We start from the raw sequence: 25,725 nt of genomic DNA on the forward strand, positions 1-25,725 counted from the left end.
ATGCCTTACCCATCTCTTGAACAATACAACCAAGCGTTTCAGCTGCATAATAAGCTGCTAATCGATCCTGAATTGAAATCTGGCTCTGTCGCCACAACAGGGTTGGGTCTACCGCTAGCCATCAGTGGTGGTTTTGCGCTGACCTATACGATCAAATCAGGCGTTAAGAAATACGCCGTTCGTTGCTTTCATAGAGAGTCAAAGGCTTTAGAACGCCGTTATGAGGCTATTTCGAGGAAAATTTCCAGCCTACGCTCACCCTACTTTCTCGATTTCCAGTTTCAGCCCCAAGGGATCAAAGTCGAAGGAATATCATACCCTATCGTCAAAATGGCATGGGCTAAGGGGGAGACGCTAGGAGAGTTCCTCGAGGTCAACAGGCGTTCTGCACAAGCAATAGCGAAACTATCTACATCGATTGAATCACTTGCCGCCTACCTTGAAAAAGAAAAAATAGCACATGGTGATTTCCAGACAGGAAACCTGATGGTTTCCGACGGTGGTGCAACCGTCCAGTTAATCGACTATGACGGAATGTTCGTTGATGAGATTAAGACATTAGGAAGCTCGGAGCTGGGGCATGTCAATTTTCAGCATCCTCGCCGTAAAGTAACAAATCCGTTCAATCACACTCTGGACCGTTTCTCTCTCATTACGCTCTGGCTAGCTCTTAAAACCTTGCAAATCGATCCGTCCATTTGGGATAAATCAAATTCTGAACTGGATGCAATCATTTTTCGAGCTAATGACTTTGTAGATCCTAATTCATCTTCCATCTTAGGGATACTTTCGGGCATTCAACAGCTTTCCCCCCATGTAAAGAATTTTGCCGCAGTCTGCGCTTCAGCAATGGAAAAAACGCCTTCCCTTGATGACTTCATTGCTGGCAGAAACATTCCTGTATCCCTGGCAACTATTAGTATAAATGGGGATATACCAAGCAGCAGACTGAAACCTGGTTACATTGGTGCCTACACCGTCCTGTCAGCCATGGATTACAGTGCTTGCCTTCAGCGAGTTGGTGATAAAGTTGAAGTTATCGGCAAGATTATTGACGTCAAACTCAATAAGACCCGAAATGGCAAACCATACATCTTTGTTAATTTCGGAGATTGGCGCGGTAATATCTTTAAAGTATCAATATGGAGCGAAGGCATTAGCGCTTTACCTTCAAAACCCGATGCCTCATGGATCGGGAAATGGATTAGTGTAATCGGTCTTATGGAACCGCCTTACGTTAGCGGGAAATACAAATATTCACATATCTCAATTACAGTAACGACTATCGGTCAAATGACCGTTCTTTCAGAAACAGATGCCCGTTGGCGTCTTGCTGGGCCAAAAGATAGTCGACAAACATTAACTTCTACTAGCAGCAATCAGGAAGCCCTGGAGCGGATTAAGGGTAAGAGCACCACTTCAACTCCTAAGCCTATGAGCACTAACCCCACAACTGCAAACCAGGCAATCCTCAGCAAGTTACGGGCTTCTACACAAACTGCATCGCAAGCAAGAACGCAAACTCAGCATATTGTGCCTAATAAATCATCAACGCATTATGTGGCACCGACGAGAACATCAGCTTCACAGCCGGTATCACCAGCTCAAAACATTCCCAGTAAGACTGTTACTTCAAATCAACAGACTTCTAAGACAAATATAATCATAAAGACTTTCAAATGGCTTTCGAGATTGTTGCATTAGTCAGCAAGGCGGGCGATCTACTTATCACGATGCTTGTTTCCTAACTATCGAAAAATAAGGTAAAAAATGGATGCAGAGAAAATTCAGTCAGATATAGATGCTCTTTTAACATATGTGAACGATGACATGGAGAACCTCGGCGAGACGATCAAAACGGTTTCATTTGGATTTTATATGGACCAGAACGATCGCATTGCTATTGACGAGCAGCTTCACTGGTCGGAAGAGTATTTGTTCAAAATCATCAACATCTGCCATTCCCGTTCTCTTCTACATAAGGACTATGGAGATTTTGAACATGTATCCCTGACAGAAGAAGGCCAGAGCCGGGCTATATCAGTCAAACATGGGAAAAACCGTTCTTACGAATTAGGAGCCAGCATGCAAATCGCGACGCTAAATGTTCATGGGCCAGCACAGGTTGGTAATGGTAATACACAAAACATTCACAATGTATTTAACCAATTACTTCAGCAGATCGAGGAATCTTCAGCTTCTGACGAAGAAAAGCAGGAAGCCAAAAGCCGCCTGGCTAAATTTTTGGAACACCCTCTGGTTGGCTCTATTGTCGGAGGTCTCGCTGGTTCTCTACCAGGTCTAATGGGATGATTGAAGATCTCAAAAAAACGATCCGACTGCGCTGTGCATTCTGTCGTTCGGAGCAGTTTGCCTTACCTTGCGAGGGTTACTCGCCTCCGAGTCATAGCTTTGTTGTTTGTGCCAATTGCGGAAGAGAAAACGACGTCACATCTCTGCTCATCGTTACGAAATCGAAAGGGAGAGAAATAGCAGAAGCGTATACTGATGAACTAGTTAAACAGATGAAGAAAGATCTGGTTAAAACTTTTAAAAACAGCAATTTCATAAAGATAAAGTGATTGCACCAAAAACATCATGGGGGAGGTATGTCAAAGACCAAAGTACTTTTTGCTTATTGCCATGAGTTAGAAAGATGTGTATCCATTGATGAAGCAAGAACAGAATTCTTTTCAAGAAAGCCGAACGACAGACAACGATTCACCTTCTCCTGCAGCGATCAAAACTGCAGCGTCACCATTAGTGGCGTTAACTATCATGTCAAAGCAGAAGACGGGAATAAATTCAAAGCTGCACATTTCCGTTCACCACATCCCCATCATCTGGGATGTGAATGGATGCAGTTTACGGAGGAAGCTGATCAGGTCCTTCGGCCTGATGAAACAGAGGCTGATTACAACGAAAGAAAAGCTTGGCAAAAGCTAAATGATTTTATCAATTGCTTCGATCCTTGTACTAATGATGAAGATCCTGAGCAAAAAAAATCAGGACAGCTTACAGCACGTTCACAGGTAAACAATCCCGTCAAAGGCGATGATTTGTCTAGCGATCGATCTCTCAAATGGAGCAGTTATACACGAACTAACCAGCTACAGCGGCTGGTAGACACCTGGCAAGAAGCCAAGGAAACTCTTATATACGACGAGTTCAGAGCATTAAGGCTTAGAGTCAAAAACTATGGGAAGGTTTATTTCTATGAATATATAACGCATATTCAGAAAGGGCTAAAAAACCAATACGCAGGCGTCATTTTCGGCGGTGGCTCTTTAGCTAAACGCTATGGTCGTGGTTTTCTCATTCACTTCTTTGATAAACATGAAGATAAACCCATTCGTCTATATATCGATAAGAACCTTATGGATAAAGGGCGGTTCGGCCATTATATTGAAGAAATTTTGGCAACAGAAAATGTGAGATATTTTCGTGTCTTTTTGTTAAACCCGGATGTCTCTGAAAGAAAAGATCACGTAGGCAAATCCGTTATCAACCTTGAAATATCAAGCCTGAGACAACTGGCGATTTACTACGAGATTAACCATTCAAAAGAGGGTTAACCTCAAATAACTTATGCAGAGGAACAATTTTATTATTTCAGGCTTGAGATGTTTAGATTTATCTGCAGGAGAATACGTTCAGACCTTCATAAAAAGCAGCGCAGTGATACTCTGCAATTTATGAAGATCTGTTCAGGATAATCACATACATCTAAAATTGCTGCAATGACTATTTTGATATAAATATTAATTACAACCAATCATAATTATCAACGTTTCGCTACAATCTTGCCTGTTGTGTTATCCAAGCGATATTGCGAAATAGTACCATCCACAATATATTGGATAACAGCCTGAACTGTAGTCAGAGGGACGTTAAACCATTCTTTCGGTGTATAAACCTGCCCAGTACAACTTTTGAGTGTAATATTAAGGCGACGCGTTGCTAGAAAGCCATGCACTAAGGCTTCAAGTTTTTGTGCATTTAAATTGAAACATTGGCTGGTGGCTACAATTCTGACAGGGGCCTCAAGAAAAGTACGGTCTTTTTCAGCATTTTTGATTCGCTGTTCTACAGTCGTTTCAGTAAAGCCAATTTTGTATAAATTTTGTTTATAAGGTATGAGCGCTGGATCTTTACTCTTAGTTGCAAGTATATAAACTAAACCAGATGGAACAGAAACATCTGAAGGTATCAGTTTCTGACCATTGAGTTGCACTTTGCGCCCTTCTTTGTCCCTCACTAAGCCATGAGTTAAGGACTGATAGAGCATATTCATTTCAGTGCCGTTTTCAAATATCAGGTGTAAACGCGCATTATAAGTACTGTATTCACGCAGGCGCTCACCAGCACTATGCACGTAGCCAACCACGCCGTTAAGAACAAAAAAGTCGCCTTCGCTAATTTTCAACTTGTGCGTAAAACGTTCCAGGGAAAAAATGCCATTTTTTAAACCACCCCGTAGTTGAAGAAAAAGAGGCTCAAACCGCTGGAAATCGGGGCAAGGCTGCCGCTGAGCGATTTCATCGGGTTGCTCTTTTCTATCAACCGAAACATGCGCAATACTGAAAATATCAGGCTCATCGAAATTTAATAGTTCGTCATCGTCATCTGCAAATATGTCTTCCAATGAGGTAACAAGTTCTGATTTATTGATATAAGCGGGTGATTCAGACTCTGCGGCCAAGTTGGTATGTATATAGTCCGAACTATTTGATTCAAGTAAGTTATAGAAATCTATGGATCTTAGTTGTAAACACAGGTCCGGGTTCTCTTTAATACTCTTTAAGCGCCTTGCAAGGCGCTTTTCATCAAGAGATACCGTATTTCCTTCAGTTGGAAGCCGACCATGCTGTTCGTAATACGCTACGATTTCTGAAAATTGATTAGCATACAGATTAACTAAGCCAGATTTGGGTTTTAGCGGTTGCACGTCAAGCAGGTCGAATTCATCGTCCTCTGAAATGATGCTATTCAATGTCGATTTACCAGACAGGTGATTAGTCGATAAACGGATCATATTACTGTCCCTTTTTTGCCATCTGTTGCTGTTTCATCTTACGTATAAACGCTAAAGCTTCCGCATACCGTACTTCAATCGGGTCACTTGAGTTCAACGATGGTTCTTGTCCGTGCTCTTTTTTGAATTGTTTAATCTTCGGCCAAAGGATTACAGCTTCCTCTTCAGAAACTTGAGATTTACTGGCACTGACAGCCTCCTGAATGGTTTTCAGCATAGGAGCCGTAACCGATTTAGAGAGGATCTCATAAGCGCCATGAAATGGATTAATAGAATCAATCAGATCTATATCAAGATTGTCTATGCAAAGGAACTTCTCGCCCATTTTAAGAAACTGTTTTCCAACAACGCTTGAACTGGATTCCATCCCAGAATTATCTCCCATGTCTATTACGGCATCAGGTGGCAGGTCTTCACCCTCGAACAATCCACCTTGCTGAGTAATTAGCATACTTTGTAGGATACCCTGCCTTATTTGTTCTTGTTCTTCTTCAGTCAAGTCAGGGTAAAGAGTTTGAATCACTGCAGGCAATGCCACCTGAGTGATAGTCTCAGAAGGTGTGGTTTCACTGATTGCTTCTTTTACCGTTTGTTCGTTAGCCATTAACGTGGCCATAATCTCATTCTTGTCGCCATTAAGAATGTCGAGCACTTTTTGAGATACAGGTGTGCTTGATGAATCGTCAACTAATAAGGTATTCGGCGGTAGTGGTTTTCCGTCCCATTGCGAACGAGGTTTGAACTGGATACTGGGGGCAAGAATCTGTTCCATTAATAACGAGGTCGTAATCGCTTTTAGCATGTTGTTGACCGATGATTTCACATCATCATCCTGCGCATCTGGCTGGGCAATTAAGTTGGTGAACTGCGCATGTTTTTTGCCAATACAATCGCGTGTGGCACGGCCAATAATCTGTACAATTTCTGTTAACGAACTACGGTAACCGATGGTCAAAACATGTTCACAGAATGGCCAATCAAAACCTTCTTTGGCCATACCCAACGCGATGATGATGTCTATGTCATCGGCAGTTTTGATATTACGCAGATAGGCTTGGATTTTTGGCCTTTCAATGGGGTTATCATCGACCAGATTAGCTAATTTAAGCAAACGTCCATCTTTAGCCTCAATATGGTATACACCTGTGGCCGAGTCACGTTTTAACACATTTCCCAAAACATCCAGAATAGCATCTACTTCTCCATGCTTATCCTTAGTGGATTCACCAGAGTTAACATTTGGAATATGAATTATAGTTTTCTTACTGGCATCAAGAACTGAGGGTAAAGCTTCGATGTAAGGACCTTGGTAAAAGTGATAGCCAATACCCAAGGATTTCAAGTATTGGTAACCGTTTAGCTGCTCATAGTAGGTATAAGTAACCTTTGTGAACAATGCTTCATCTTCGGCCAACAAGATAGGCACCGTATCGCCCCGAAAGTAAGAGCCAGTCATAGCGATAATGTGCGCACTTGATTTTTTCATCAAATCATCTATGAGGCTACCCAAGCGGTTATCACCGTCGGCTGAAACATGGTGGAACTCATCAATAGCTACAAGACAATTATCAAAATCAGTCACTGCTAATTTTTCAAAAGCAAAACGCAAGGTTGCGTGAGTACACACAAGAATCTTGTCATAACTGGTCATAAACCGCTGGAAAGCTTTGACCTTACCCGACTCACCTCCATCTACGCATAGGTTATTTTCCGGTTTAACAATCCAGTCAGCGAAAAAACCATATTCACTGAGCTTAGTATCTTGAAATGAACCCCCGATAGATTTTTCCGGGACCGCGACTATCACCTTGCGCAAATTCTGATGTTCCAGCTTATCCAAGCCAAGAAACATAAGTGCACGCGATTTTCCACACGCCGGTGGGGCTTTGATCAAAAGATACTGGCTACCACGCTCAGCAAAAGCACGGGCTTGCATTTCACGCATACCCATTGAGTTAAGGCTAGAACTTTGACCTGTTTGACCATACTCGACATGTAAAAGATTATTCATCATAAGTCCTTAAATTTACTGAATACTTTTAGCTATTGTGAATTCATAACATCCGCAAACTTAGTATCACTTTTGAGCTAATTTTTCATAGCGGGCTAACAGATAGCTTAACCGGTCGGCAGCATCTTTAAATGGGCGCTCCCGATAAAGCCTATCGACTGCTTTATCAAGTGCCTGATGTGCAGTTAGTAACTCAGATGGCATCTTGTCAGGATCATATAGCTCAGCCAAGGTCTGGCCAGGGAATTCCTCACGAGTCAGAATGACTTCCTCAGCTAATATTTCAATCTCTTTGCGTTGAGCATTGGTAACATCTGGCCAAGGAAAAGTGTTATACACTACTTTATTGCCATAGCTGTATCGGCTCTCTAGCCGCATTGAAACTAACCGCATCCAATCGTTATGAATGATTGAAGTCAGAATTCCAAACTCGTAAAGTGATCCTTCAGGAAGGATAAAATTCTTGTTAGTACTAATTACATCCCCGCAAAAAAAACCAATTGGTATATACGTCCTACGCTCAGATGATACACCCGGAACAAGAATGTAACTCTTTGGGTTGTTTATATCTCTGAACTGATGAGGTCTACATGCTAATTTTTGAACGCTTTTGTCAGAGTTACGTTTTCTTACCTCTGCTACTTTATTGACTCGTTCAAGGACTAATGGCATAGACTTTAAATCATCAGGGGTTGCATCAACAAGCCACAGACACCAGCGCTCTTTTGAATTTAAAAACTCCTCTGCACCCATGACTTTTTTTATCCATTTAGATGCTTGGGGCTCATGCTTTAAAATTTCATCATATTCTTGTCTATTTAAAAGCAGATGCCCTCCTTCGTACGGCATATTTCCTCGAACCATAGGAAGCACTTCTTTAGAAATAGGCTTACTTTGCGGCGCTACAACGAGAGTATTTCCTTCTATTAAGTATGGGCTGATATTGTTCACTAACCTACTATGCCACTCCCCTTCGACGAATTGATAGAGGCGATGCATTTTGGATTGGCTGGATAGCCCTACAATGATTACATGCACGGCAGCTTTGTCACGTGCATTATTCGCCCAAGTAAATGTTGGATAAGCGAGATGGATGTTTAGCCCAAGTTTAAAAAGTGATGGCCACAATATTGCTACTTGCTCTCCCTGGCAGATGGAATTTGTTGCCACTAATGCTAATTCAGCTTTACTATTACAAATATATTGGGCTCCTTTCCAAAACCATGAAGCAACATAATCAAGAGTTCCTAAAGGTCCAAAGTTACTGAACACAAGTTGCATGTCCATTTTTTGCTCCTCAGACCGCCCCTGAGTGCCTAAAAATGGCGGATTGCCGATGACATACACTTCATCGTCAGTTTCTTTAGGGCAGATATTACTCCAGTTAAGTCGCAAGCTATTGCCACTTTTGATATTTCCACTCTCACGCAAAGGCAATGCAGGTGGAGCAAAACCAAACGCTTGTTCCCACTGGCTGTTTAATTGATGTTCGGCCAGCCAGAGGGATAACCGTGCTATTTCGCAAGCGAAGTCGTCAATTTCGATACCATAAAATTGTGAAAGATGTAGCCCACTCATCGAAAAACCTTGTGGTTCCAGTTCTTTAAGGGCATCAATGATTTTCATCTCTAACTTGCGTAGTTCTTTGTAAGATACGATTAGGAAATTACCTGAACCACATGCAGGATCAAATATCTTTATTTCGGACAAACGAACTAGTAGAGCCTTTAAACCCTTCGCGCTACGACATTGTTTATTAAGTTCATTTTCCAAAGGATCTAGAAATAAAGGTTTTATTACCTTCATGATATTGCTATATGACGTGTAATGCTGCCCCAAACGACTACGTTGCTCGACGTCAATCACCGCCTGGAACATACTTCCGAAAATATCAGGGTTTATTTCACTCCAGTCCATCGTGCCACATTCAAGCAGCATCTTACGGCCTTTTTTTCCTAGTTCTGGAATAGGCTCGTCAGTGGAAAAAAGCCCACCATTTACATAGGGAAAAGCCGCTAAGTGAGTAGGTATCTTTTGTCGTGGCAGGCTATTTGGAGCTGCCTTAAGAACGGTGAATAATTGATACAGGAATGTATCTAGATCACTACCATCCTCCTCGGTGTAACTCTTGATGGCAGAGGTGAACTGAGCTGGTTCAAAAATACCTGTATCTTCGGCGAAAAGACAGAATAACAAACGTGTCAGGAAGACGTTAAGCGCATGAATATCTTCTGGTTTACTGAGATCATTGTGAACACGAATGAGATCAAACAGCTTGCCCATCTTCTCTGCAGCTTTAACATCTGCTGGGTTCTCACTACTTATAATTGCCTTTTCTAAACCAGCTAAAGGTAAGAAAAAGCCATAGTTGCTATAAAGTTCATCTAGCTCAATATCGAGTCTCTCTTTACTACATGTATCCCACGCTAAAAATCGAACATAATCAGTAACTAATACAAAACGTATCTTGTTTTTCGCTATGACTGGATCAGTGATACGTCGCTCAAAAGCCTCATCAAGGTCTTCTTTGTCATTGAGGCTTTGAAAATAGAGTTTATTTTTCAAACCAACATGACCGGCTTCCTTTGCGATATTACGGCTACTACCTTGTCGAACCTGTGTGATCGTTGCTTTAGGAAAGTCAAAGGCTGCCATAAAACCATAAATGAACTCATCACGGTCCAATTCACGGGTAAGTTGCTCGAGTTGTTCAAATATTTTTGCCTGATTAACGGCCATCAGTAATCCTTTAGGGTATGTCAGCTTTTTAATAACAGTTGTAATGGGTTAAAAAAATGCAGAAGGTCTAAACCTTAAAGGTGCTCAACCTTGTAAGGCAGCATATTAACCTCAGCGACGCCAACCCTCAGCGATGAACAAGCTCCATAGTGCAGATATAATTTGTCCGCTGAGGTGAAGTAAATTCTTTTCATGCTTATTTGAATTTCAAGCCTGACTGAACGGGTTGACATAACACTCGATTGATAAGGTCATCTGTAGATGTGCTTTCGTACCTGTCTGCCAAAACATGGCGTAGTTTCATCAATCGTGCATTAGCTGTTCCAACCAAAGAACCGAAAGTCGTAGCGCGAACTCTCCCATACGGATTGCGTTCTCCATCACCAACAACTTTCTCACGGGCAACACCAGCCGCAACCTTTTGCCCAACGACCCAAGCGTTAATAAATGGTGTTCCTGTTATCAAACCTGATGCTGCAATGTCCTGTACATAGCCATCAGCTTGATTCACCTCTTTTCTTGTGAGCTCAAATCCGCCTTTCTTCAGTTCAATTACCAAAACCTGTTGCATTTGAACAAGAGACACATCTACTGGATCAAATGACTCGATGCCAGTCATTTGCCACGTTGTTTTTTCAGGCAAAACTACAATATCAGGACGATTGCGCTCGTTTATAAATTGAGCACCAGGGCTTTTGAATAGTTCGCGGGCTACAGATTGTAATGTCATATTCGAGCAATATTCCTGCGATTCGAATTCAGGACCAAACAACCAACGAGAACGTAAAATCAATGGATGTAGAGTGTGTAACTCATCCGTATCAGGATCATCAGCCAAACGCTGAATTGTTTCTACCACGCTGAGTCGACTGTCAATTTCATCAAGGACCCGCAACGCGTCCTTGACTGTCCATTCAGCCAGTAACCGATCTAAACCCTCTATATCGTCGTGCTGCAAAGTAGCAAGCTTTTCCAGTAATGCGGCTCCGCTCTTGGTCTTTTCAAGATGAATAAGCGCCTTAACTGCTGTGGCAAGAAATTCTGGGGAGACAGTCGGATGCTCTTGAGCTACCGCTGTAGTGAATTCAGCCACTCCCAAGCGGGCCCCCTGACCCAAGGTTGCTAACTCTGAGCGGTTTTGCATCAGAGCATCCTCTGATGTAATTTCAGTAAATTCCACAGCAAGCCTTTGTGCAACATCACGAATGTGCTCAGCGGTAGCCTGATATAATTCATTTACAGAATCAGTGGGACAAAAAGCGGTCCAGTCTTGTTCAACATCAGATTCGAAACCTTCTGTATCAACGATAACCTTGTAACGCCGGGCAAAGCGTGTACGTCCGTCGAAATTGGCTATCTGTCCAACCGCCCATGACGGGGTTCCAACTAATCTATGTTGTACCCAAAATGCGATTCCTTGGTGCAAAGAAGAATGATTCAGACGAGTTGAGTCGATGACAATCACTTTGGCATGACGTCCTGCACTGAGGCACAAGGTCTCTTCACTTATTCGCCCATCAATCTCAGTAAAGGGTCGTAACTTGCCATTAACACGCACCTCGAATTCAGGATCGTGGATGAAGCGGGCGGATAATACAGTGAGTATTTCATCGGCATCTGGCAGTTTGCGTGTTACCTGTACCTGCAATCGTGTACCGGAGCCTATGTGTTTCTCCTCAGTCTCACTACGACACACGAAAGGACTAGAACCAGCTCCGGTGCCAACAACGAAGGTTGCCAAAATACCATCGCGCCAGGTTTTCACTTCGTATTCGTCAGCAAAACAAAGCAAGCCATGGCGACCAATGCCATTGCGACCGTAAGCCTTTCGCGGGCGGGCAGTTCGTCCGGTAGGGAACTCTACATTGAAACCTTGATACTTCTCGCGGGTGTAGCGCAAAGTCATCCAGCGCTTTTTAAATTGCTCCGGGGTCATACCATGACCATCGTCTGTCACAGTCAATATTCCACCTATTTCGGTAGGTAAAACCAAGTCTACTCGTGACGCTCCGGCATCCCAGGCGTTAGCAACTAACTCTGTTAAAGCGACCTGTGGAACATGTGCTACCTGCCCAAGTTCCCGTAGCAGGTAATCGTCCTCAAAAAGCGAGTTCTGTAGTGGTTGCTCAGACATGGGCGGCCTCACATAAACGATTCGGTGACCAAATTAATTCTACTAATCCCGCAATCAGTTTCCGGCGTACCTGTTGTTCCGCTTTATCGAATACCTCAGCGAATTTGAAAGGCAACTCATATTGGGTAGTAAACTGCTGAAACTGTGGCTGATGTTCGTAAACACTGGAGTCCAAACTTGCGGCAAAGAAGTTCTGTTTGGCATAGTGCACCCGCTTCATGGGAAACGGTTTGTCCTGCAAACTCCGGTTAACATCTGCTGGTAAGAGTAAAAGTGACGCAACATGATTGCGCCAATCTTGAAATTCCTGCTCAGTACTGAAATGATCTTTCACGATTTCGTAATCATCAGCCCAGATATGTTCGATGTCGAATGGGTTCTTGAGAGTACGGTCCACCAACCGATCAAATGTCTCAGTACGCCCTGCACCGATCTCAGTTGCTTCTGTCAGTCGTGCTAGCAAATGGTAGATATAACGGCGACTGAATTGATTGAGCCCTAAACCATCAATACCCGTTCGTCCTTTTACTGCGTAGCCGGAGAACGTAACATCATCATCTGCCAGTTTCTTCTGGAGGATAGCTACCAACTCCGATAGCGGTTTACGCCTGATATCCCGGCACAATAACCACATAGCGTAAGACACACTAGAGTATCCAACCCGGACATAATTCACTACTCGACGCATCAACCAGATGTCCAAATAAGTAGCTGTGACCGCCAGTTTACGGTCCACGGTCTCGTCGTCGTCAGTTTCTATCAACGATGCCAGGAGCACCGTATTCTGCCAAGTAAAATCATTGTGAGCGTTGTAGTAGACCGCTCGTAGCTTCGGTGTGTAATGCTTGCTGCTGTTTAGGATACGCCGGTACGCTTTGGCAAAAAATGGAAAGCTTACAGCCATCATATTCTGATTTTCCTGAGCTTTACCCAAACCCAAGCGAGAGTTGTTTTCTCGTACCCAGCGGTGAAAAACTGAACCGATCAACTCCCAATCTTTATCAACCGATCCCGCTTTACGTTCACGGATACTTTCTGCGTACTGTGCCCGTAACCACGCCTTAATACAGTTGGCATCTCGCTCCGGTTCGTGCTCCCCTCCCCAGGAGATCAATTCCAGGACTTGCTGTTTCCAGATTTGATTGGCCTGTAGTCGCGCATTCTGTTCTTCAATCGGAGCCAATAAATATGCCTTCAACATATCTACCGGACTAAGCGGCTTACCCCGATCATTCATCGTTTCAAAAATGGCATAAGCATAACTGTCGTTATCAGTGGCAATCTCTATCAAACCTACCCGTGTCAACAACCAGTAGATGAAATGCGGCAATGAATTTCCTATCTCTGCCATCAGGTCGTTTGCTTCAATATCGCTATAACGGGCGTACATGGTTTGTATGGATTCATCCTTACCATCCGGATTGAACGCTTCCCCCTTGAATAGGGCATTGATAACAGGAAGTCGCTCAGAGATATCGAGGTTGAACTTGGGATTACCGAGGTTGTCGCTGAAAATAAGTGGGGCTAAGGTTTGGGCTACCGGCAGCCTCTGTTCCTCGGCAGATCGGTACAGGCAAATCAGCAACAATGTCAAAGAGGTGACTCGCTGCTGACCATCGATCAAGTAATTTTTGTTGTTGCGTTTGCTGACAATGATAGAACCAAGAAAATACTCTCCATAGTTACTAATAGCGCTGGTTTGATCACCCTGCTTGTAGTAGTTAAAGAATTTCCCCTGAAGATCAGACAGCAGCTCGTCAATGTTCTCCTTCTCCCACTTGTACTCACGCTGATACTCATCGATAGAAAAGGATTGGCTTTGCAGCAACTGCTGTACGTTACGGTAGTGGGGAGTGATTGTGCTCATATCAGACGAAACCGTACTAATGATTAATAGCTGTATTATGCACTGCTCGCGGAGCAGTGTCTTTGACCCTCGTTCAAAATCAGTGCGTTGCAAAATCTGCAGTGGCACAGCTGAGTCAATAACTTGCAAACACCAAAATTAGCAAAAAAATAAGGCATGCCTGAGGCGCGCCTTATAGAAACCCTTTTAATCAGCCCTTATTCAACTTAGCAAAATCAAACGGACTAACCCCCTTCTGCCGATTCGCATCCAGATAATCCGCCCACCACTGCACCATCAGCCTACGCTCCCCCAGGTGTTCAGCCTTATGAATATAAGCCGCACGCACAGAGTTACGTTCTTGGTGACTCATCTGCCGCTCTACCGCATCCTTCGACCACAATCCCGACTCAATCAATGAACTACATGCCATAGTCCTGAAACCATGCCCGCAAACCTCAACCTTCGTATCATAGCCCATCACCCGCAGAGCTTTATTCACCGTGTTTTCACTCATCGGCTTACGCGGATCGTGATCACCTACGAAAATCAGCTCACGATTTCCACTCATGCTTTTGATCTTTTCCAGAATGACCAGAGCCTGACGTGATAAAGGAACAAGATGAGGAGTACGCATCTTCGATCCTCGATGTGAATGCTTCACACCTTCCAGTGGTTCACGTTCCCCCGGAATCGTCCACATAGCAGTTTCAAAATCGACTTCTGACCAGCGAGCAAAACGTAACTCACTAGATCGAATGAAGACTAACAACGTCAGCTCGACAGCTAAGCGTGTTAGTGGTCTGCCGGTATATGTGTCGATACGATGAAGTAATTCAGGAATGCGATTAAGTTCTAGCGCAGCACGATGCTGTCGTTTAGCAGTGGCAACTGCTCCAGCGCTCTCTTGTGCGGGGTTATAGTCGATTAAACCGCTTTGCACAGCGAATCGCATAATTGCTGTTGTTCGTTGCTGTAGACGCGCCGCCACCTCAAGACGTCCAGACATCTCTACGGCTTTAATGGGAATCAGTAAATCCCTTGTTTTTAACTCAGCGATATTCCGCTTACCAATAGCATCGAACAAATTATCTTCGAGACTTTTAAGAACACGGCCGCTATGCGACTCAGACCACTTTTGATTGCTGGCGTGCCAGTCTCTGGCAACAGATTCAAAAGTGATGACCTCTTTAGCCTGTTCTTCTTTTACTGCACGTTTTTGTTCGCGAGGATCAATCCCAGCGGCAACCAGTTTTCTGGCAGCTTCTCTTTTATGTCTGGCATCAGCCAGAGATGTCTCTGGGTATACGCCAAAGGCCATCAGGTGTTGCTTGCCGCGAAAGCGGAAACGCCAGTATTTGGAGCCGTTAGGGTGAACCAACAAAACCATACCGTCGCCGTCAGTAAGTTTATAGGCTTTTGCTTCAGGCTTAGCCGAACGAACCTTCACATCACTCAGAGCCATGATGAGTATCCTTTCAAGGGTTCTGTGTGGGTACAAACATTATCGAACCGGGATATACCCGCAGTTGTACCCGCATCAGTAAGTTGATGTAGATTGAATCAGGTTGACTTAGGTTGAGTGAAAAAGCGGGGCAAAGCCTTGCAGAGACTGGATTTTAGACATAAAAAAAGCCACCCGTGGGTGACTTAATTTTCATACTAATGGTGCCGAAGGCCGGACTCGAACCGGCACACCTTGCGGCGGTTGATTTTGAATCAACTGCGTCTACCGATTTCGCCACTTCGGCACTGAAAGTAGTATGCGGAAAACGTGGGCATTATACCCAGCCCAGCGGGTCACGCAATAGTTATCCCGCCTTGTCAGGTTTAAGTGTTGAAAAAACAGACATACTCCGCAACGCAGTGGGAATTTGCTGACAAAAATCTTCCGTTTGCCTGCGTTTTTCCGATGCCGTTTCTCAAACTTCGCATTAGTATACAAATCACGAAGAGATTTTGCCCTGTTGATGGATACCCGTTTGTTGAAAAAACTCTCACTTTCGCTCCTCGCGCTGGCCTTCGCCAGTACGCCTTTATGGAGCCACGCGCAGCAGAATGCGCGTCTTGCGTCGCAGGTCGTGGATGACCATGCAGAACACATCTTTTACGGCAGCGGTGCAATGGGAATGGCGCTGGTGGTCGTTGATAACAATCAGCAGGTATTTCGCAGTTTCGGGGAGACCCGCCCCGGTTCCGATATCCGTCCGCGTGAAGACTCCGTGGTGCGTATCGCCTCGCTGACCAAGCTGATCACCAGTGAAGTGCTGGTGAAAATGGCGCAGCAGGGCAAGGTCAGTATTAATGACCCGCTGCGTAAATATGCGCCCGCCGGTGCGCGCGTGCCGGCTTACAGCGGCACCAATCCGATTACGTTGCTGAATCTGGCGACGCACACCAGCGGTCTGCCGCGTGAGCAACCGGGCGGTGCAGCGAACCGTGCCGTCTTCACCTGGCCGACCAAAAGTGACCGCTGGAGCTGGCTGAGTGTCGCGAAAATGACCGTGCCGCCGGGTGCCCGCGCCTCTTACTCCAATCTGGCGTTTGACCTGCTATCTGATGCCTTGTCGAAAGCCGCCAATCAGCCTTATACCCAATTACTGCGCGAGCAGATCACGCAACCGCTCGGCATGACCGATACCACGCTGACGCCGAATGCCAGCCAGTGTTCGCGGCTGATGGTCGGCCTGCGTCCGAGTCCGTGCATTAACACGATCGCGGCAGCAGGCAGCGGCGGGCTTTATTCCACGCCTGCGGATATGGGTCGCTGGATGCGTCAGTTCCTCGGGCAGCGCACCACCACGGCGGATATGGCGCAGAAGATGTATTACAAGCGCACAGATCTGGTCTCGCTCAAAGGGATGGATGTGCCGGGCATGGCGGACTCGCTGGGAATGGGCTGGGTGACGATGGCGCCGACGCCGTTATTGCCACGCATCATCCAGAAAACCGGCGGTGGCGGTGGCTTTATCACGTATGTCGCGATGGTGCCGCAGCGCGGTGTCGGCGTGTTCGTGGTGGTAACCCGCACCGAGCTGACCAAGTTTAAAAATATGAGTGATGGCGTGAACGATCTGGTGGCGGATCTGGTACGAAATAACGAAATCTGATCGCGGCGTTCGCCGTTCTTCAGACGTAAAAAAAGCAGACCGCTGTACGGGGTCTGCTTTTTTTGTCGCTGCACCGGCAGGTTTAACGTTTTCTCAGCAGTAAGAACATGCTGATGACGAAGAACAGTCCGCTTGGCAGCAATGCGCCCAGGATCGGCGGAATGTTATAAACCAGGCTTAACGGGCCGAATATCTGGTCAAGTACGTAGAACAGGAAACCGAAGCAGATACCGGTCACTACCCGCACGCCCATCGGCACGCTGCGCAGCGGACCGAAGATGAATGACAGTGCCATCAGCATCATGACCGCGACAGACAGTGGCGAGAAGATTTTACTCCACATGTTCAGCTGGTAGCGTTTGGCTTCCTGCCCGCTCTGTTTCAGGTATTTGACGTAGTTATGCAGGCCGCTGATCGACAGCGCATCCGGGTCGAGCGCCACGACGCCCAGTTTGTCCGGCGTCAGGTTGGTTTTCCACACGCCGGTCAGCGTCTGGGAACCCGTGATTTGCAGGTTATCCGTCAGGTCAGATTCATCGACCTGAGAGAGTTTCCACACACCATCCGTAAAGGTCGCGGAAGAGGCATAGCGCACTGACTGCAGTTTGTTCTCTTCGTTGAAATGGTAGATGTTGACGCCGGTCAGCTCTTTTTCACCGGCCACGCGTTCGATGTAGATAAAGTCGTGACCGTCTTTCGCCCAGATACCGTTCTGAGTCGAAAGCAGCGAACCGCCGTACATCTGTTGTGCGCGGTAGTTACGCGCCATCTGTTCGCCCTGCGGCGCGACCCATTCACCAATCGCCATGGTCAGCAGCACCAGCGGGATCGCCGTTTTCATCACCGAGGCAGCAATCTGCATACGGGTGAAACCGGAAGCCTGCATGACCACCAGCTCACTGCGGGTCGCCAGCGTGCCCAGCCCCAGTAAGGCACCCAGTAACGCCGCCATCGGGAAGAAGATCTCGATATCCTTGGGTACGCTCAGCAAGGTGTATAACCCTGCACCGGCGGCAGAATATCCGCCCTGCCCGACTTTACGCAGCTGATCGACAAACTTGATGATGCCGGAGAGTGACACCAGCATGAACAAGGTCATCATGATGGTGTTGAAAATCGTGCGACCGATGTAACGGTCTAATACGCCAAACATCAGGCAACTCCTCTCAGACGCGCGCGGACCTTACGAACCGGCAAGGTATCCCATGCATTCAGAATCAGTGCCAGTGCGAAGTAGAGCAGGTTAGTTCCCCACATCCAGAGCATCGGATCCAGCTTACCTTTGGCACCGTTAGAGCGCAGCGAGGTTTGCAACAGGAAGAAAATCAGATACAGCAGGATCGCCGGCAGCATACTGAGCACACGTCCCTGACGCGGGTTCACCACGCTGAGCGGAACCACCAGCAAGGCCATGATAAATACGGAGACGATCAGCGTAAAACGCCAGTTCAGCTCGGCGCGGGCTTCCGGCTCGGAGGAGTTCCAGAGCTGCGTCATGGTCATCTGATCCGACTGGTTCGGGTCAAGCTGTACGGCCTGATGGCCGATCACCGCCAGATAGTCGGTGAAATCTGTCACGCGGAAGTCACGTAACAACGCGGTACCTTCATAGCGCGTCCCTTTATCGAGCATCACTTGCTGCGAGCCGTCGGCGCGCTGAAGCATGTGCCCGCGGTCGGCCACCACCACTGAAGGTCGCTGGTTGCCGTTCGGGCGCAACTGCGCAAGGAACACGTCATGGAATTCTTTACCTTTGACGCTGCCGACAAACAGAACCGCATTGCCGTTCTGCGCCTGCTGGAACTGGCCTTCGACCATCGCCGCCATGCTCGGGTTCGCTTTGGCTTCCGCCAGCACTTCATCCTGATGTTTGGACGACCACGGGCTGAGCCAGATGGCATTCACGCCAGCGAAGATTGACGTAAATAACGCCAGAACCAGTGCCGCGATGACCAGAGAGCGTTTTCCGAGACCACAGGCATGCATGACTGTGATTTCACTGTCGGTATACAGTTTACCGAGCGTCATCAGCAGGCCAAGGAACAGGCTGAGCGGCAGAATAAGCTGCGCCATTTCCGGAACGCCAAGGCCCAGAAGAGAGAGAACTAAATTTGTTGGGATATCGCCATCGACCGCTGCTCCGAGCACTCTTACCAGCTTCTGACAGAAGAAGATAAGAAGCAAAATGAACAGAATGGCAAATTGGCTCTTGAAGGTTTCCCTAACCAGATATCTAATGATGATCACGCTTAATACGCCTGTGAAAACTTGTCTTTTTGAAGGAAAATCGCTAGTTTCATCGCTAATCCGTCATTTATTCTCATCATATGGCAACCTTCGCAGCTAAAATAGTATTACAACACCGAGAATTGGGGTGTCCTATAGGAACTTGCTTATAGCCGCCAAAATAAAAACTAACGCCGTTTAAGGTTAACACAGGTCGTTAACACAATGACGGGAGAGTGTCTCCGGCGACTCATTCTAGCCGTACCTCCCGCCCTTGTCTTTAAGATTCAGGAGAGTGCATGGAGTTCAGCGTAAAAAGCGGTAGCCCGGAAAAACAACGCAGTGCCTGTATTGTAGTCGGCGTTTTCGAACCTCGCCGCCTGTCACCGATTGCCGAACAGCTCGATAAAATCAGTGATGGCTACATCAGCGCCCTGCTTCGCCGTGGTGAACTTGAAGGCAAAGTGGGCCAGACCCTGTTACTGCATCATGTACCAAATATTCTTTCAGAGCGCATTTTGCTGATTGGTTGTGGCAAAGAACGCGAGCTGGATGAGCGCCAGTACAAACAGGTGATCCAGAAAACCATTAACACCCTGAACGACACCGGTTCTATGGAAGCCGTTTGCTTCCTCACCGAGCTGCACGTTAAAGGGCGTAATACTTACTGGAAAGTGCGTCAGGCGGTCGAAACCTCCAAAGAATCGCTTTACACCTTCGATCAGCTGAAAAGCAATAAAACCGAACCTCGCCGTCCGCTGCGTAAAATGGTCTTCAACGTGCCAACCCGCCGTGAACTGACGAGCGGCGAACGCGCCATTGCTCACGGTCTGGCGGTCTCAGCCGGTATCAAAGCGGCGAAAGATCTCGGCAACATGCCTCCGAACATCTGTAACGCCGCGTATCTGGCGTCACAGGCGCGTCAGCTTGCCGATGCGTTCAGCACTAACATCACGACCCGCGTTATCGGCGAGCAGCAGATGAAAGAGCTGGGAATGAATGCCTATCTGGCGGTAGGTCAGGGTTCGAAAAACGAATCGCTGATGTCGGTGATGGAATATAAAGGGAATCCTAATCCGGACGCTAAGCCTATCGTGCTCGTCGGCAAAGGTCTGACCTTCGACTCCGGCGGTATTTCCATTAAACCTGCCGCTGACATGGATGAAATGAAGTACGACATGTGCGGTGCCGCGGCGGTTTACGGCGCGATGCGTGTGGTCGCTGAACTGAATCTGCCGCTGAACGTGATTGGCGTGCTGGCGGGCTGTGAAAACATGCCTGGCGGTCAGGCATTCCGTCCGGGCGACATTCTGACCACCATGTCCGGGCAAACGGTGGAAGTGCTTAATACCGATGCCGAAGGCCGTCTGGTATTGTGCGATGCGCTGACCTACGTCGAGCGTTTCGATCCTGAGCTGGTGATTGACGTCGCCACGCTGACCGGCGCGTGCGTGATTGCCCTCGGCCATCACATCACCGGTTTGCTGTCGAACCACAATCCGCTGGCCCATGAACTGATCGGCGCGTCCGAACAGGCGGGCGACCGCGCATGGCGTCTGCCGCTGGCTGATGAATATCAGGAACAGCTGGATTCTAATTTTGCGGATATGGCGAATATCGGTGGCCGTGCAGGCGGTGCGATTACCGCCGGTTGCTTCCTGTCGCGCTTCACCCGCAAATACAGCTGGGCACATCTGGATATCGCCGGTACCGCGTGGCGTTCAGGCAAGAACAAAGGCGCGACCGGTCGTCCGGTGGCGTTGCTGTCACAGTTCCTGCTCAACCGCGCCGGCCTTGATGGCGATGAGTGATTCCTGCGTTAAATAAGATATAATCTTCACTATCAGGGTCTGGTTCGCCAGACCCTTCACAGGCGGGCGCACCAGTTGCGCCCCTGTTTTTTTCTCAGCAGCACAGTGAACTCATCATGAAACAGGCTACCTTTTTTCTTCTCGACGCGCCGGATGCCAGTGGCGAGCTTAGCTCGCACGAAGCTCTGGCCTGTCAGGTCGCCGCTGAACGTTACCGGATGGGCAAACGTGTTCTGCTAGCTTGTGAAGATCAGAAACAGGCTGAACGTCTGGATGAAGCGTTATGGAAGCGCGAACCCGGCCATTTTGTGCCCCATAATCTGGCAGGCGAAGGCCCCCGTTTTGGCGCGCCGGTGGAATTATGCTGGCCGGGAAAACGCGGCAATGCGCCGCGCGACTTGCTGATCAGCCTGCTGCCAGAATTTGCAGATTTTGCTACTGCTTTCCATGAAGTGGTAGACTTCGTTCCTTACGAAGATTCCCTTAAACAACTTGCGCGCGAACGCTACAAAGCCTATCGCAGCGTGGGTTTCTCTTTGACGACGGCCACGCCGCCCTCAGTCACCACATCGACCGACGAAAATACGAAGCGAAATGGATAAGACATATAACCCGCAAGACATCGAGCAGCCGCTTTACGAGCACTGGGAACAACAGGGCTATTTCAAGCCGCATGGTGATACCAGTAAAGAAAGCTTTGCCATCATGATCCCGCCGCCGAACGTGACCGGCAGCTTGCACATGGGTCATGCTTTCCAGCAAACCATCATGGACGCCATGATCCGCTATCAGCGCATGCAGGGTAAAAACACCCTGTGGCAGGCGGGGACTGACCATGCGGGTATCGCAACGCAGATGGTGGTTGAGCGTAAAATCGCGGCCGAAGAAGGCAAAACCCGTCACGATTACGGCCGTGATGCGTTTATCGATAAAATCTGGGAATGGAAAGCCGAATCCGGTGGCACCATTACCCGTCAGATGCGCCGTCTGGGCGACTCCGTGGACTGGGAACGTGAACGTTTCACCATGGATGAAGGTCTGTCCAACGCCGTGCGTGAAGTGTTCGTGCGTCTGTACAAAGAAGATCTGATTTACCGTGGCAAACGTCTGGTGAACTGGGATCCGAAACTGCGTACCGCGATCTCTGATCTGGAAGTCGAAAACCGCGAATCCAAAGGTTCCATGTGGCACCTGCGTTATCCGCTGGCTGACGGCGCGAAAACCGCTGAAGGCAAAGATTATCTGGTAGTCGCCACTACCCGTCCGGAAACCGTGCTCGGTGATACCGGCGTGGCCGTTAACCCGGAAGACCCGCGTTATAAAGATCTGATCGGCAAAGAAATCATTCTGCCGCTGGTAGGCCGTCGTATTCCGATTGTTGGCGATGAACATGCCGATATGGAAAAAGGCACCGGCTGCGTGAAGATCACCCCTGCGCATGACTTTAACGACTATGAAGTCGGTAAACGTCACGGCCTGCCGATGATCAACATCCTGACGTTCGATGGCGATATCCGCCAGACCGCTGAAATTTTCGACACCAATGGCGAAGAAACTGACGCGTGCAGCAACCAGATCCCTGAGCAGTTCCGTGGCCTTGAACGTTTCGCCGCGCGTAAAGCCGTGGTCACTGCATTTGACGAAGCCGGTCTGCTGGAAGAAATCAAACCTCACGATCTGACCGTACCTTACGGTGACCGTGGTGGGGTGGTAATCGAGCCGATGCTGACTGACCAGTGGTACGTGCGTACTGCGCCGCTGGCGAAAGTGGCGGTCGAAGCCGTTGAGCAAGGCGACATTCAGTTCGTGCCGAAGCAATACGAGAACATGTACTTCAGCTGGATGCGTGACATTCAGGACTGGTGTATTTCCCGTCAGCTGTGGTGGGGACACCGCATTCCGGCGTGGTATGACGCCGAAGGCAACGTGTTTGTTGGCCGTGACGAAGCGGAAGTGCGCAGCGAAAATAATCTGGCCGCCGACGTTGTGCTGACGCAGGACGAAGACGTGCTCGACACCTGGTTCTCTTCCGGTCTGTGGACATTCTCCACGCTGGGCTGGCCGGAACAAACGCCTGACCTGAAAGCATTCCACCCTTCCAGCGTCGTGGTGAGTGGCTTTGACATCATCTTCTTCTGGATCGCGCGCATGATCATGATGACCATGCACTTCGTGAAAGACGAAAACGGCAAGCCACAGGTTCCGTTCAACACCGTTTACATGACCGGTCTTATCCGCGACGACGAAGGACAAAAAATGTCCAAGTCCAAAGGTAACGTTATCGATCCGCTGGATATGATCGACGGTATCTCGCTGGAAGACCTGCTGGAAAAACGTACCGGCAACATGATGCAGCCACAGCTGGCAGAGAAAATCCGCAAGCGCACCGAGAAGCAATTCCCGAACGGCATCGAACCGCACGGTACTGATGCCCTGCGCTTCACGCTGGCGGCACTGGCGTCTACCGGCCGTGACATCAACTGGGATATGAAGCGTCTTGAAGGCTACCGCAACTTCTGTAACAAGCTGTGGAACGCCAGCCGCTTCGTGCTGATGAATACCGAAGATCAGGATTGTGGCCTGAACGGTGGCGAACTTGAGCTGTCACTGGCTGACCGCTGGATCCTCGCCGAATACAACCGCACAGTGAAATCTTACCGTGAAGCGATGGACAACTACCGCTTCGATCTGGCTGCCAGCATTCTGTATGAATTCACCTGGAACCAGTTCTGCGACTGGTATCTGGAGCTGACCAAGCCGGTCATGAACGGGGGCAGCGAAGCACAACTGCGCGGCACCCGTCATACGCTGGTGGAAGTGCTGGAAGGTCTGCTGCGTCTTGCGCATCCGATCATTCCGTTCATCACCGAAACCATCTGGCAGCGAGTGAAATCCCTGAAAGGCATTACTGCGGAAACCATCATGCTGCAGCCTTTCCCGGAATTTGACGCAGCGAAAGCGGACGAACTGGCGCTGGCCGATCTCGAGTGGATCAAACAGGCGATCATCGCTATCCGTAACGTGCGTGCCGAGATGAATCTGTCTCCGGCCAGGCCGCTGGAACTGCTGTTACGTGGCGCGAGTGCCGATGCACAGCGTCGTGTGGAACAGAACCTGAGCTTCATTAAGTCTCTGGCGCGTCTGGAATCCATCACCATTCTGCCGGCTGGCGACAAAGGCCCGGTGTCTGTCACCAAACTGGTGGAAGGCGCTGAGTTGCTGATCCCAATGGCAGGTCTGATTGATAAAGAAGCCGAGCTGGCGCGTCTGGAAAAAGAGATGGCGAAACTGGATGGCGAGATCGCGTCCATCGAAGGCAAGCTGTCTAACGAAGGTTTTGTGGCGCGTGCGCCTGAAGCCGTTGTCGCTAAAGAACGCGAACGTCTGGCCGCTTGCGGTGATGCAAAAGTGAAACTGGCAGAACAGAAAGCTACGATCGCTGCGCTGTAATCACCACCGCACCTGATCACTCAGGTGCGGTAAATAAAAAAGCCAGTCGGGGAAACCTGACTGGCTTTTTTATTCTCTCCGCGCGGCTCAGCGTTTGGCGTTTCTCTGCAATTCCAGCTGAAAGATGTCATGCATCTTTTTCACCAGGGTGGCAAAAAATTGGTTATTCAGAGCGGCCTTGTTGTACACCATATAAACCGGCTGAGTCGGCATCGTGAAATCGACATCCAGTTTCTGCACATTGAACGCATTTTTCATTTTTTCATAAAAACGTTCCGGCACGAAAGCCAGCATATCGGACGCTTCCACCATCGACATAATCGTCAGTAAGGACGGGCTGATAAACCGGCATACCCGCTCCTGTCTCATCATAGAATGCACATCAAGACGGTTAGACAACAGGCTTGCGCTCTCGGAATCCAGAAACGTATACGTTTCATTCTGCGCCAGCTCAATACTCAATGTTCCGTCGAGACGCGGATGTGGCTGACGGCAAATGACCACCGGCACCTCACTGGATATTTGCTGACTGACGCGCGAATGTCCGATATGCGGATGAACGTCAAAAATAATATCGGCTTTACGGAAAATCAGCGCGTCTTCAATTTCGGTAATCGAGTTATTACTGATGCTGTGAACAATCTCACAATCGGGCGCAATCTCATCCAGCACGCTGCGCATGACATTAAGTGTAAAAGTAGAAAGATATGCTGAACAATGGGCAACAAGACGGGTCGGCACGGAATCAAACGAGATATTCTGCAGTTTCGCCACTAAATTATCGTACGCATCCGCCAGACCTTCGTGTATTCCAATGGCGACAGTGGTCGGTGCCAGTGCCTTTCCGTCCCGGATAAACAACGCATCATTATAATGAACACGCAAACGCCCGAGCGCCTGGCTGACAGCTGAAGGGGTGATACCCAGTGCATCTGCAGCTTTGGTTCCGCTGCGATGAATGAAAACAGCCTCAAAAGTGGTTAAAAGATTGAGGTCAAAGTTCTTCACCATCTTAAAGCGATCGGTGAGTGTGTTTTCTTTCATCCTGTCCAGTCCCCTGATTTCTGGTGAAATACGGGAATTCGTATTATCAACATCAATCATAGTCAAGATCTTCAATTTTTGGTCTCCAAACTGGCAATTAAATCACATGCATTTCACTGAAAGAATAGAATGATTATGGGTAACAAAATAAATTAGCAGGCGTACTAATGACAGCATGCTGAATTCTATACAGTGGCATTTAACGTGAGTAAATAAAATTTTCTAAACTATAGCTTTAACTAACTTAAATTAAAATCCACGCCTGGCGCATAAAAATAAAAAATTTATATAAATCGGAGATGATTCATATAGATATATC

General features: G+C 47.7%; 17 protein-coding genes and 1 tRNA gene. 8 read left to right on the forward strand and 10 right to left on the reverse strand.

Features of this window, described 5'->3' with window-relative positions; genetic code table 11:
• The 4 genes from EYY67_RS09850 (at position 1) to EYY67_RS09865 (ending at position 3,575) form a co-directional block, all read left to right on the forward strand.
• Complete coding sequence (locus EYY67_RS09850) at positions 1 to 1,704, forward strand: serine/threonine protein kinase (protein ID WP_131693413.1); 1,704 nt, start codon at positions 1 to 3, stop codon at positions 1,702 to 1,704.
• Between the two features lie 66 nt (positions 1,705 to 1,770).
• On the forward strand, positions 1,771 to 2,313 hold the full coding sequence (locus EYY67_RS09855; RefSeq protein ID WP_131693414.1) for a hypothetical protein: 543 nt from the start codon (positions 1,771 to 1,773) through the stop codon (positions 2,311 to 2,313).
• Positions 2,310 to 2,582: a hypothetical protein gene (locus EYY67_RS09860; protein WP_131693415.1), complete on the forward strand. Its 273-nt coding sequence runs from the start codon at positions 2,310 to 2,312 to the stop codon at positions 2,580 to 2,582. Before EYY67_RS09855 ends, EYY67_RS09860 begins: the two co-directional genes overlap by 4 nt.
• A gap of 27 nt (positions 2,583 to 2,609) precedes the next feature.
• Positions 2,610 to 3,575: a hypothetical protein gene (locus EYY67_RS09865; RefSeq protein ID WP_131693416.1), complete on the forward strand. Its 966-nt coding sequence runs from the start codon at positions 2,610 to 2,612 to the stop codon at positions 3,573 to 3,575.
• A 209-nt stretch (positions 3,576 to 3,784) separates the two neighbouring features.
• On the opposite strand, the gene EYY67_RS09870 is transcribed toward EYY67_RS09865, so the two are convergent.
• The 7 genes from EYY67_RS09870 to EYY67_RS09900 all read right to left on the reverse strand — a co-directional run bounded on the left by EYY67_RS09870 (position 3,785) and on the right by EYY67_RS09900 (position 15,516).
• Positions 3,785 to 5,035 carry a GIY-YIG nuclease family protein gene (locus EYY67_RS09870; RefSeq protein WP_131693417.1) on the reverse strand — a complete coding sequence of 417 codons (1,251 nt, stop codon included), beginning with the start codon at positions 5,033 to 5,035 and terminating at the stop codon, positions 3,785 to 3,787.
• 1 nt (position 5,036) lies between these two features.
• Entirely contained in the window at positions 5,037 to 7,046 is a 2,010-nt protein-coding gene (locus EYY67_RS09875; RefSeq protein WP_207391086.1) for a DEAD/DEAH box helicase, read from the reverse strand.
• Between the two features lie 66 nt (positions 7,047 to 7,112).
• Positions 7,113 to 9,785 (reverse strand): DNA methyltransferase, encoded by a 2,673-nt coding sequence (locus EYY67_RS09880; RefSeq protein ID WP_131693419.1) that lies wholly within the window; start codon positions 9,783 to 9,785, stop codon positions 7,113 to 7,115.
• Between the two features lie 196 nt (positions 9,786 to 9,981).
• A complete protein-coding gene (locus EYY67_RS09885; RefSeq protein WP_131693420.1) occupies positions 9,982 to 11,919 on the reverse strand; it encodes an ATP-binding protein in 1,938 nt (645 codons plus the stop codon).
• On the reverse strand, positions 11,912 to 13,822 hold the full coding sequence (locus EYY67_RS09890; protein ID WP_131693426.1) for a DUF262 domain-containing protein: 1,911 nt from the start codon (positions 13,820 to 13,822) through the stop codon (positions 11,912 to 11,914). The genes EYY67_RS09885 and EYY67_RS09890 overlap by 8 nt, the downstream gene beginning before the upstream one ends.
• 154 nt (positions 13,823 to 13,976) lie before the next feature.
• Entirely contained in the window at positions 13,977 to 15,230 is a 1,254-nt protein-coding gene (locus tag EYY67_RS09895) for a tyrosine-type recombinase/integrase (RefSeq protein WP_131693421.1), read from the reverse strand.
• A 201-nt stretch (positions 15,231 to 15,431) separates the two neighbouring features.
• A tRNA-Leu gene (locus EYY67_RS09900) sits at positions 15,432 to 15,516 on the reverse strand.
• Between the two features lie 219 nt (positions 15,517 to 15,735).
• Here EYY67_RS09900 and ampH point away from each other — a divergent pair.
• A complete protein-coding gene (gene ampH, locus EYY67_RS09905; protein ID WP_119822453.1) occupies positions 15,736 to 16,875 on the forward strand; it encodes a D-alanyl-D-alanine-carboxypeptidase/endopeptidase AmpH in 1,140 nt (379 codons plus the stop codon).
• 82 nt (positions 16,876 to 16,957) lie between these two features.
• Here ampH and lptG read toward each other — a convergent pair whose 3' ends face one another.
• Positions 16,958 to 18,028, reverse strand: coding sequence for an LPS export ABC transporter permease LptG (gene lptG, locus EYY67_RS09910; RefSeq protein WP_095924503.1), 1,071 nt, complete (start codon positions 18,026 to 18,028; stop codon positions 16,958 to 16,960).
• Entirely contained in the window at positions 18,028 to 19,122 is a 1,095-nt protein-coding gene (gene lptF, locus EYY67_RS09915) for an LPS export ABC transporter permease LptF (protein WP_131693422.1), read from the reverse strand. Before lptF ends, lptG begins: the two co-directional genes overlap by 1 nt.
• 278 nt (positions 19,123 to 19,400) lie before the next feature.
• On the opposite strand from lptF, the gene pepA reads away from it, so the two are divergent.
• The 3 genes from pepA (at position 19,401) to EYY67_RS09935 (ending at position 24,362) form a co-directional block, all read left to right on the forward strand.
• The gene (gene pepA / locus EYY67_RS09925; protein WP_095924501.1) at positions 19,401 to 20,912 is read left to right on the forward strand and encodes a leucyl aminopeptidase; all 1,512 of its coding nucleotides are present in this window, start codon (positions 19,401 to 19,403) and stop codon (positions 20,910 to 20,912) included.
• A 116-nt stretch (positions 20,913 to 21,028) separates the two neighbouring features.
• Positions 21,029 to 21,514 (forward strand): DNA polymerase III subunit chi, encoded by a 486-nt coding sequence (locus tag EYY67_RS09930; RefSeq protein WP_095924500.1) that lies wholly within the window; start codon positions 21,029 to 21,031, stop codon positions 21,512 to 21,514.
• A complete protein-coding gene (locus EYY67_RS09935; RefSeq protein ID WP_131693423.1) occupies positions 21,507 to 24,362 on the forward strand; it encodes a valine--tRNA ligase in 2,856 nt (951 codons plus the stop codon). Before EYY67_RS09930 ends, EYY67_RS09935 begins: the two co-directional genes overlap by 8 nt.
• Before the next feature lie 87 nt (positions 24,363 to 24,449).
• On the opposite strand, the gene EYY67_RS09940 is transcribed toward EYY67_RS09935, so the two are convergent.
• A complete protein-coding gene (locus tag EYY67_RS09940) occupies positions 24,450 to 25,406 on the reverse strand; it encodes a LysR family transcriptional regulator (RefSeq protein ID WP_205948383.1) in 957 nt (318 codons plus the stop codon).
• Positions 25,407 to 25,725: the final 319 nt, after the last annotated feature.

It is taken from the genome of Rahnella victoriana (assembly GCF_004330295.1).
Classification (GTDB): Bacteria; Pseudomonadota; Gammaproteobacteria; order Enterobacterales; family Enterobacteriaceae; genus Rahnella; species Rahnella victoriana.

Excerpts from the sequence above, each read along its gene's own strand:
- EYY67_RS09850 (WP_131693413.1), top strand. The coding sequence starts at position 1 with ATGCCTTACCCATCTCTTGAACAATACAACCAAGCGTTTCAGCTGCAT.
- EYY67_RS09855 (WP_131693414.1), top strand. The coding sequence starts at position 1,771 with ATGGATGCAGAGAAAATTCAGTCAGATATAGATGCTCTTTTAACATAT.
- EYY67_RS09860 (WP_131693415.1), top strand. The coding sequence starts at position 2,310 with ATGATTGAAGATCTCAAAAAAACGATCCGACTGCGCTGTGCATTCTGT.
- EYY67_RS09865 (WP_131693416.1), top strand. The coding sequence starts at position 2,610 with ATGTCAAAGACCAAAGTACTTTTTGCTTATTGCCATGAGTTAGAAAGA.
- EYY67_RS09870 (WP_131693417.1), bottom strand. The coding sequence starts at position 5,035 with ATGATCCGTTTATCGACTAATCACCTGTCTGGTAAATCGACATTGAAT.
- EYY67_RS09875 (WP_207391086.1), bottom strand. The coding sequence starts at position 7,046 with ATGAATAATCTTTTACATGTCGAGTATGGTCAAACAGGTCAAAGTTCT.
- EYY67_RS09880 (WP_131693419.1), bottom strand. The coding sequence starts at position 9,785 with ATGGCCGTTAATCAGGCAAAAATATTTGAACAACTCGAGCAACTTACC.
- EYY67_RS09885 (WP_131693420.1), bottom strand. The coding sequence starts at position 11,919 with ATGTCTGAGCAACCACTACAGAACTCGCTTTTTGAGGACGATTACCTG.
- EYY67_RS09895 (WP_131693421.1), bottom strand. The coding sequence starts at position 15,230 with ATGGCTCTGAGTGATGTGAAGGTTCGTTCGGCTAAGCCTGAAGCAAAA.
- ampH (WP_119822453.1), top strand. The coding sequence starts at position 15,736 with ATGGATACCCGTTTGTTGAAAAAACTCTCACTTTCGCTCCTCGCGCTG.
- lptG (WP_095924503.1), bottom strand. The coding sequence starts at position 18,028 with ATGTTTGGCGTATTAGACCGTTACATCGGTCGCACGATTTTCAACACC.
- pepA (WP_095924501.1), top strand. The coding sequence starts at position 19,401 with ATGGAGTTCAGCGTAAAAAGCGGTAGCCCGGAAAAACAACGCAGTGCC.
- EYY67_RS09930 (WP_095924500.1), top strand. The coding sequence starts at position 21,029 with ATGAAACAGGCTACCTTTTTTCTTCTCGACGCGCCGGATGCCAGTGGC.
- EYY67_RS09935 (WP_131693423.1), top strand. The coding sequence starts at position 21,507 with ATGGATAAGACATATAACCCGCAAGACATCGAGCAGCCGCTTTACGAG.
- EYY67_RS09940 (WP_205948383.1), bottom strand. The coding sequence starts at position 25,406 with ATGAAAGAAAACACACTCACCGATCGCTTTAAGATGGTGAAGAACTTT.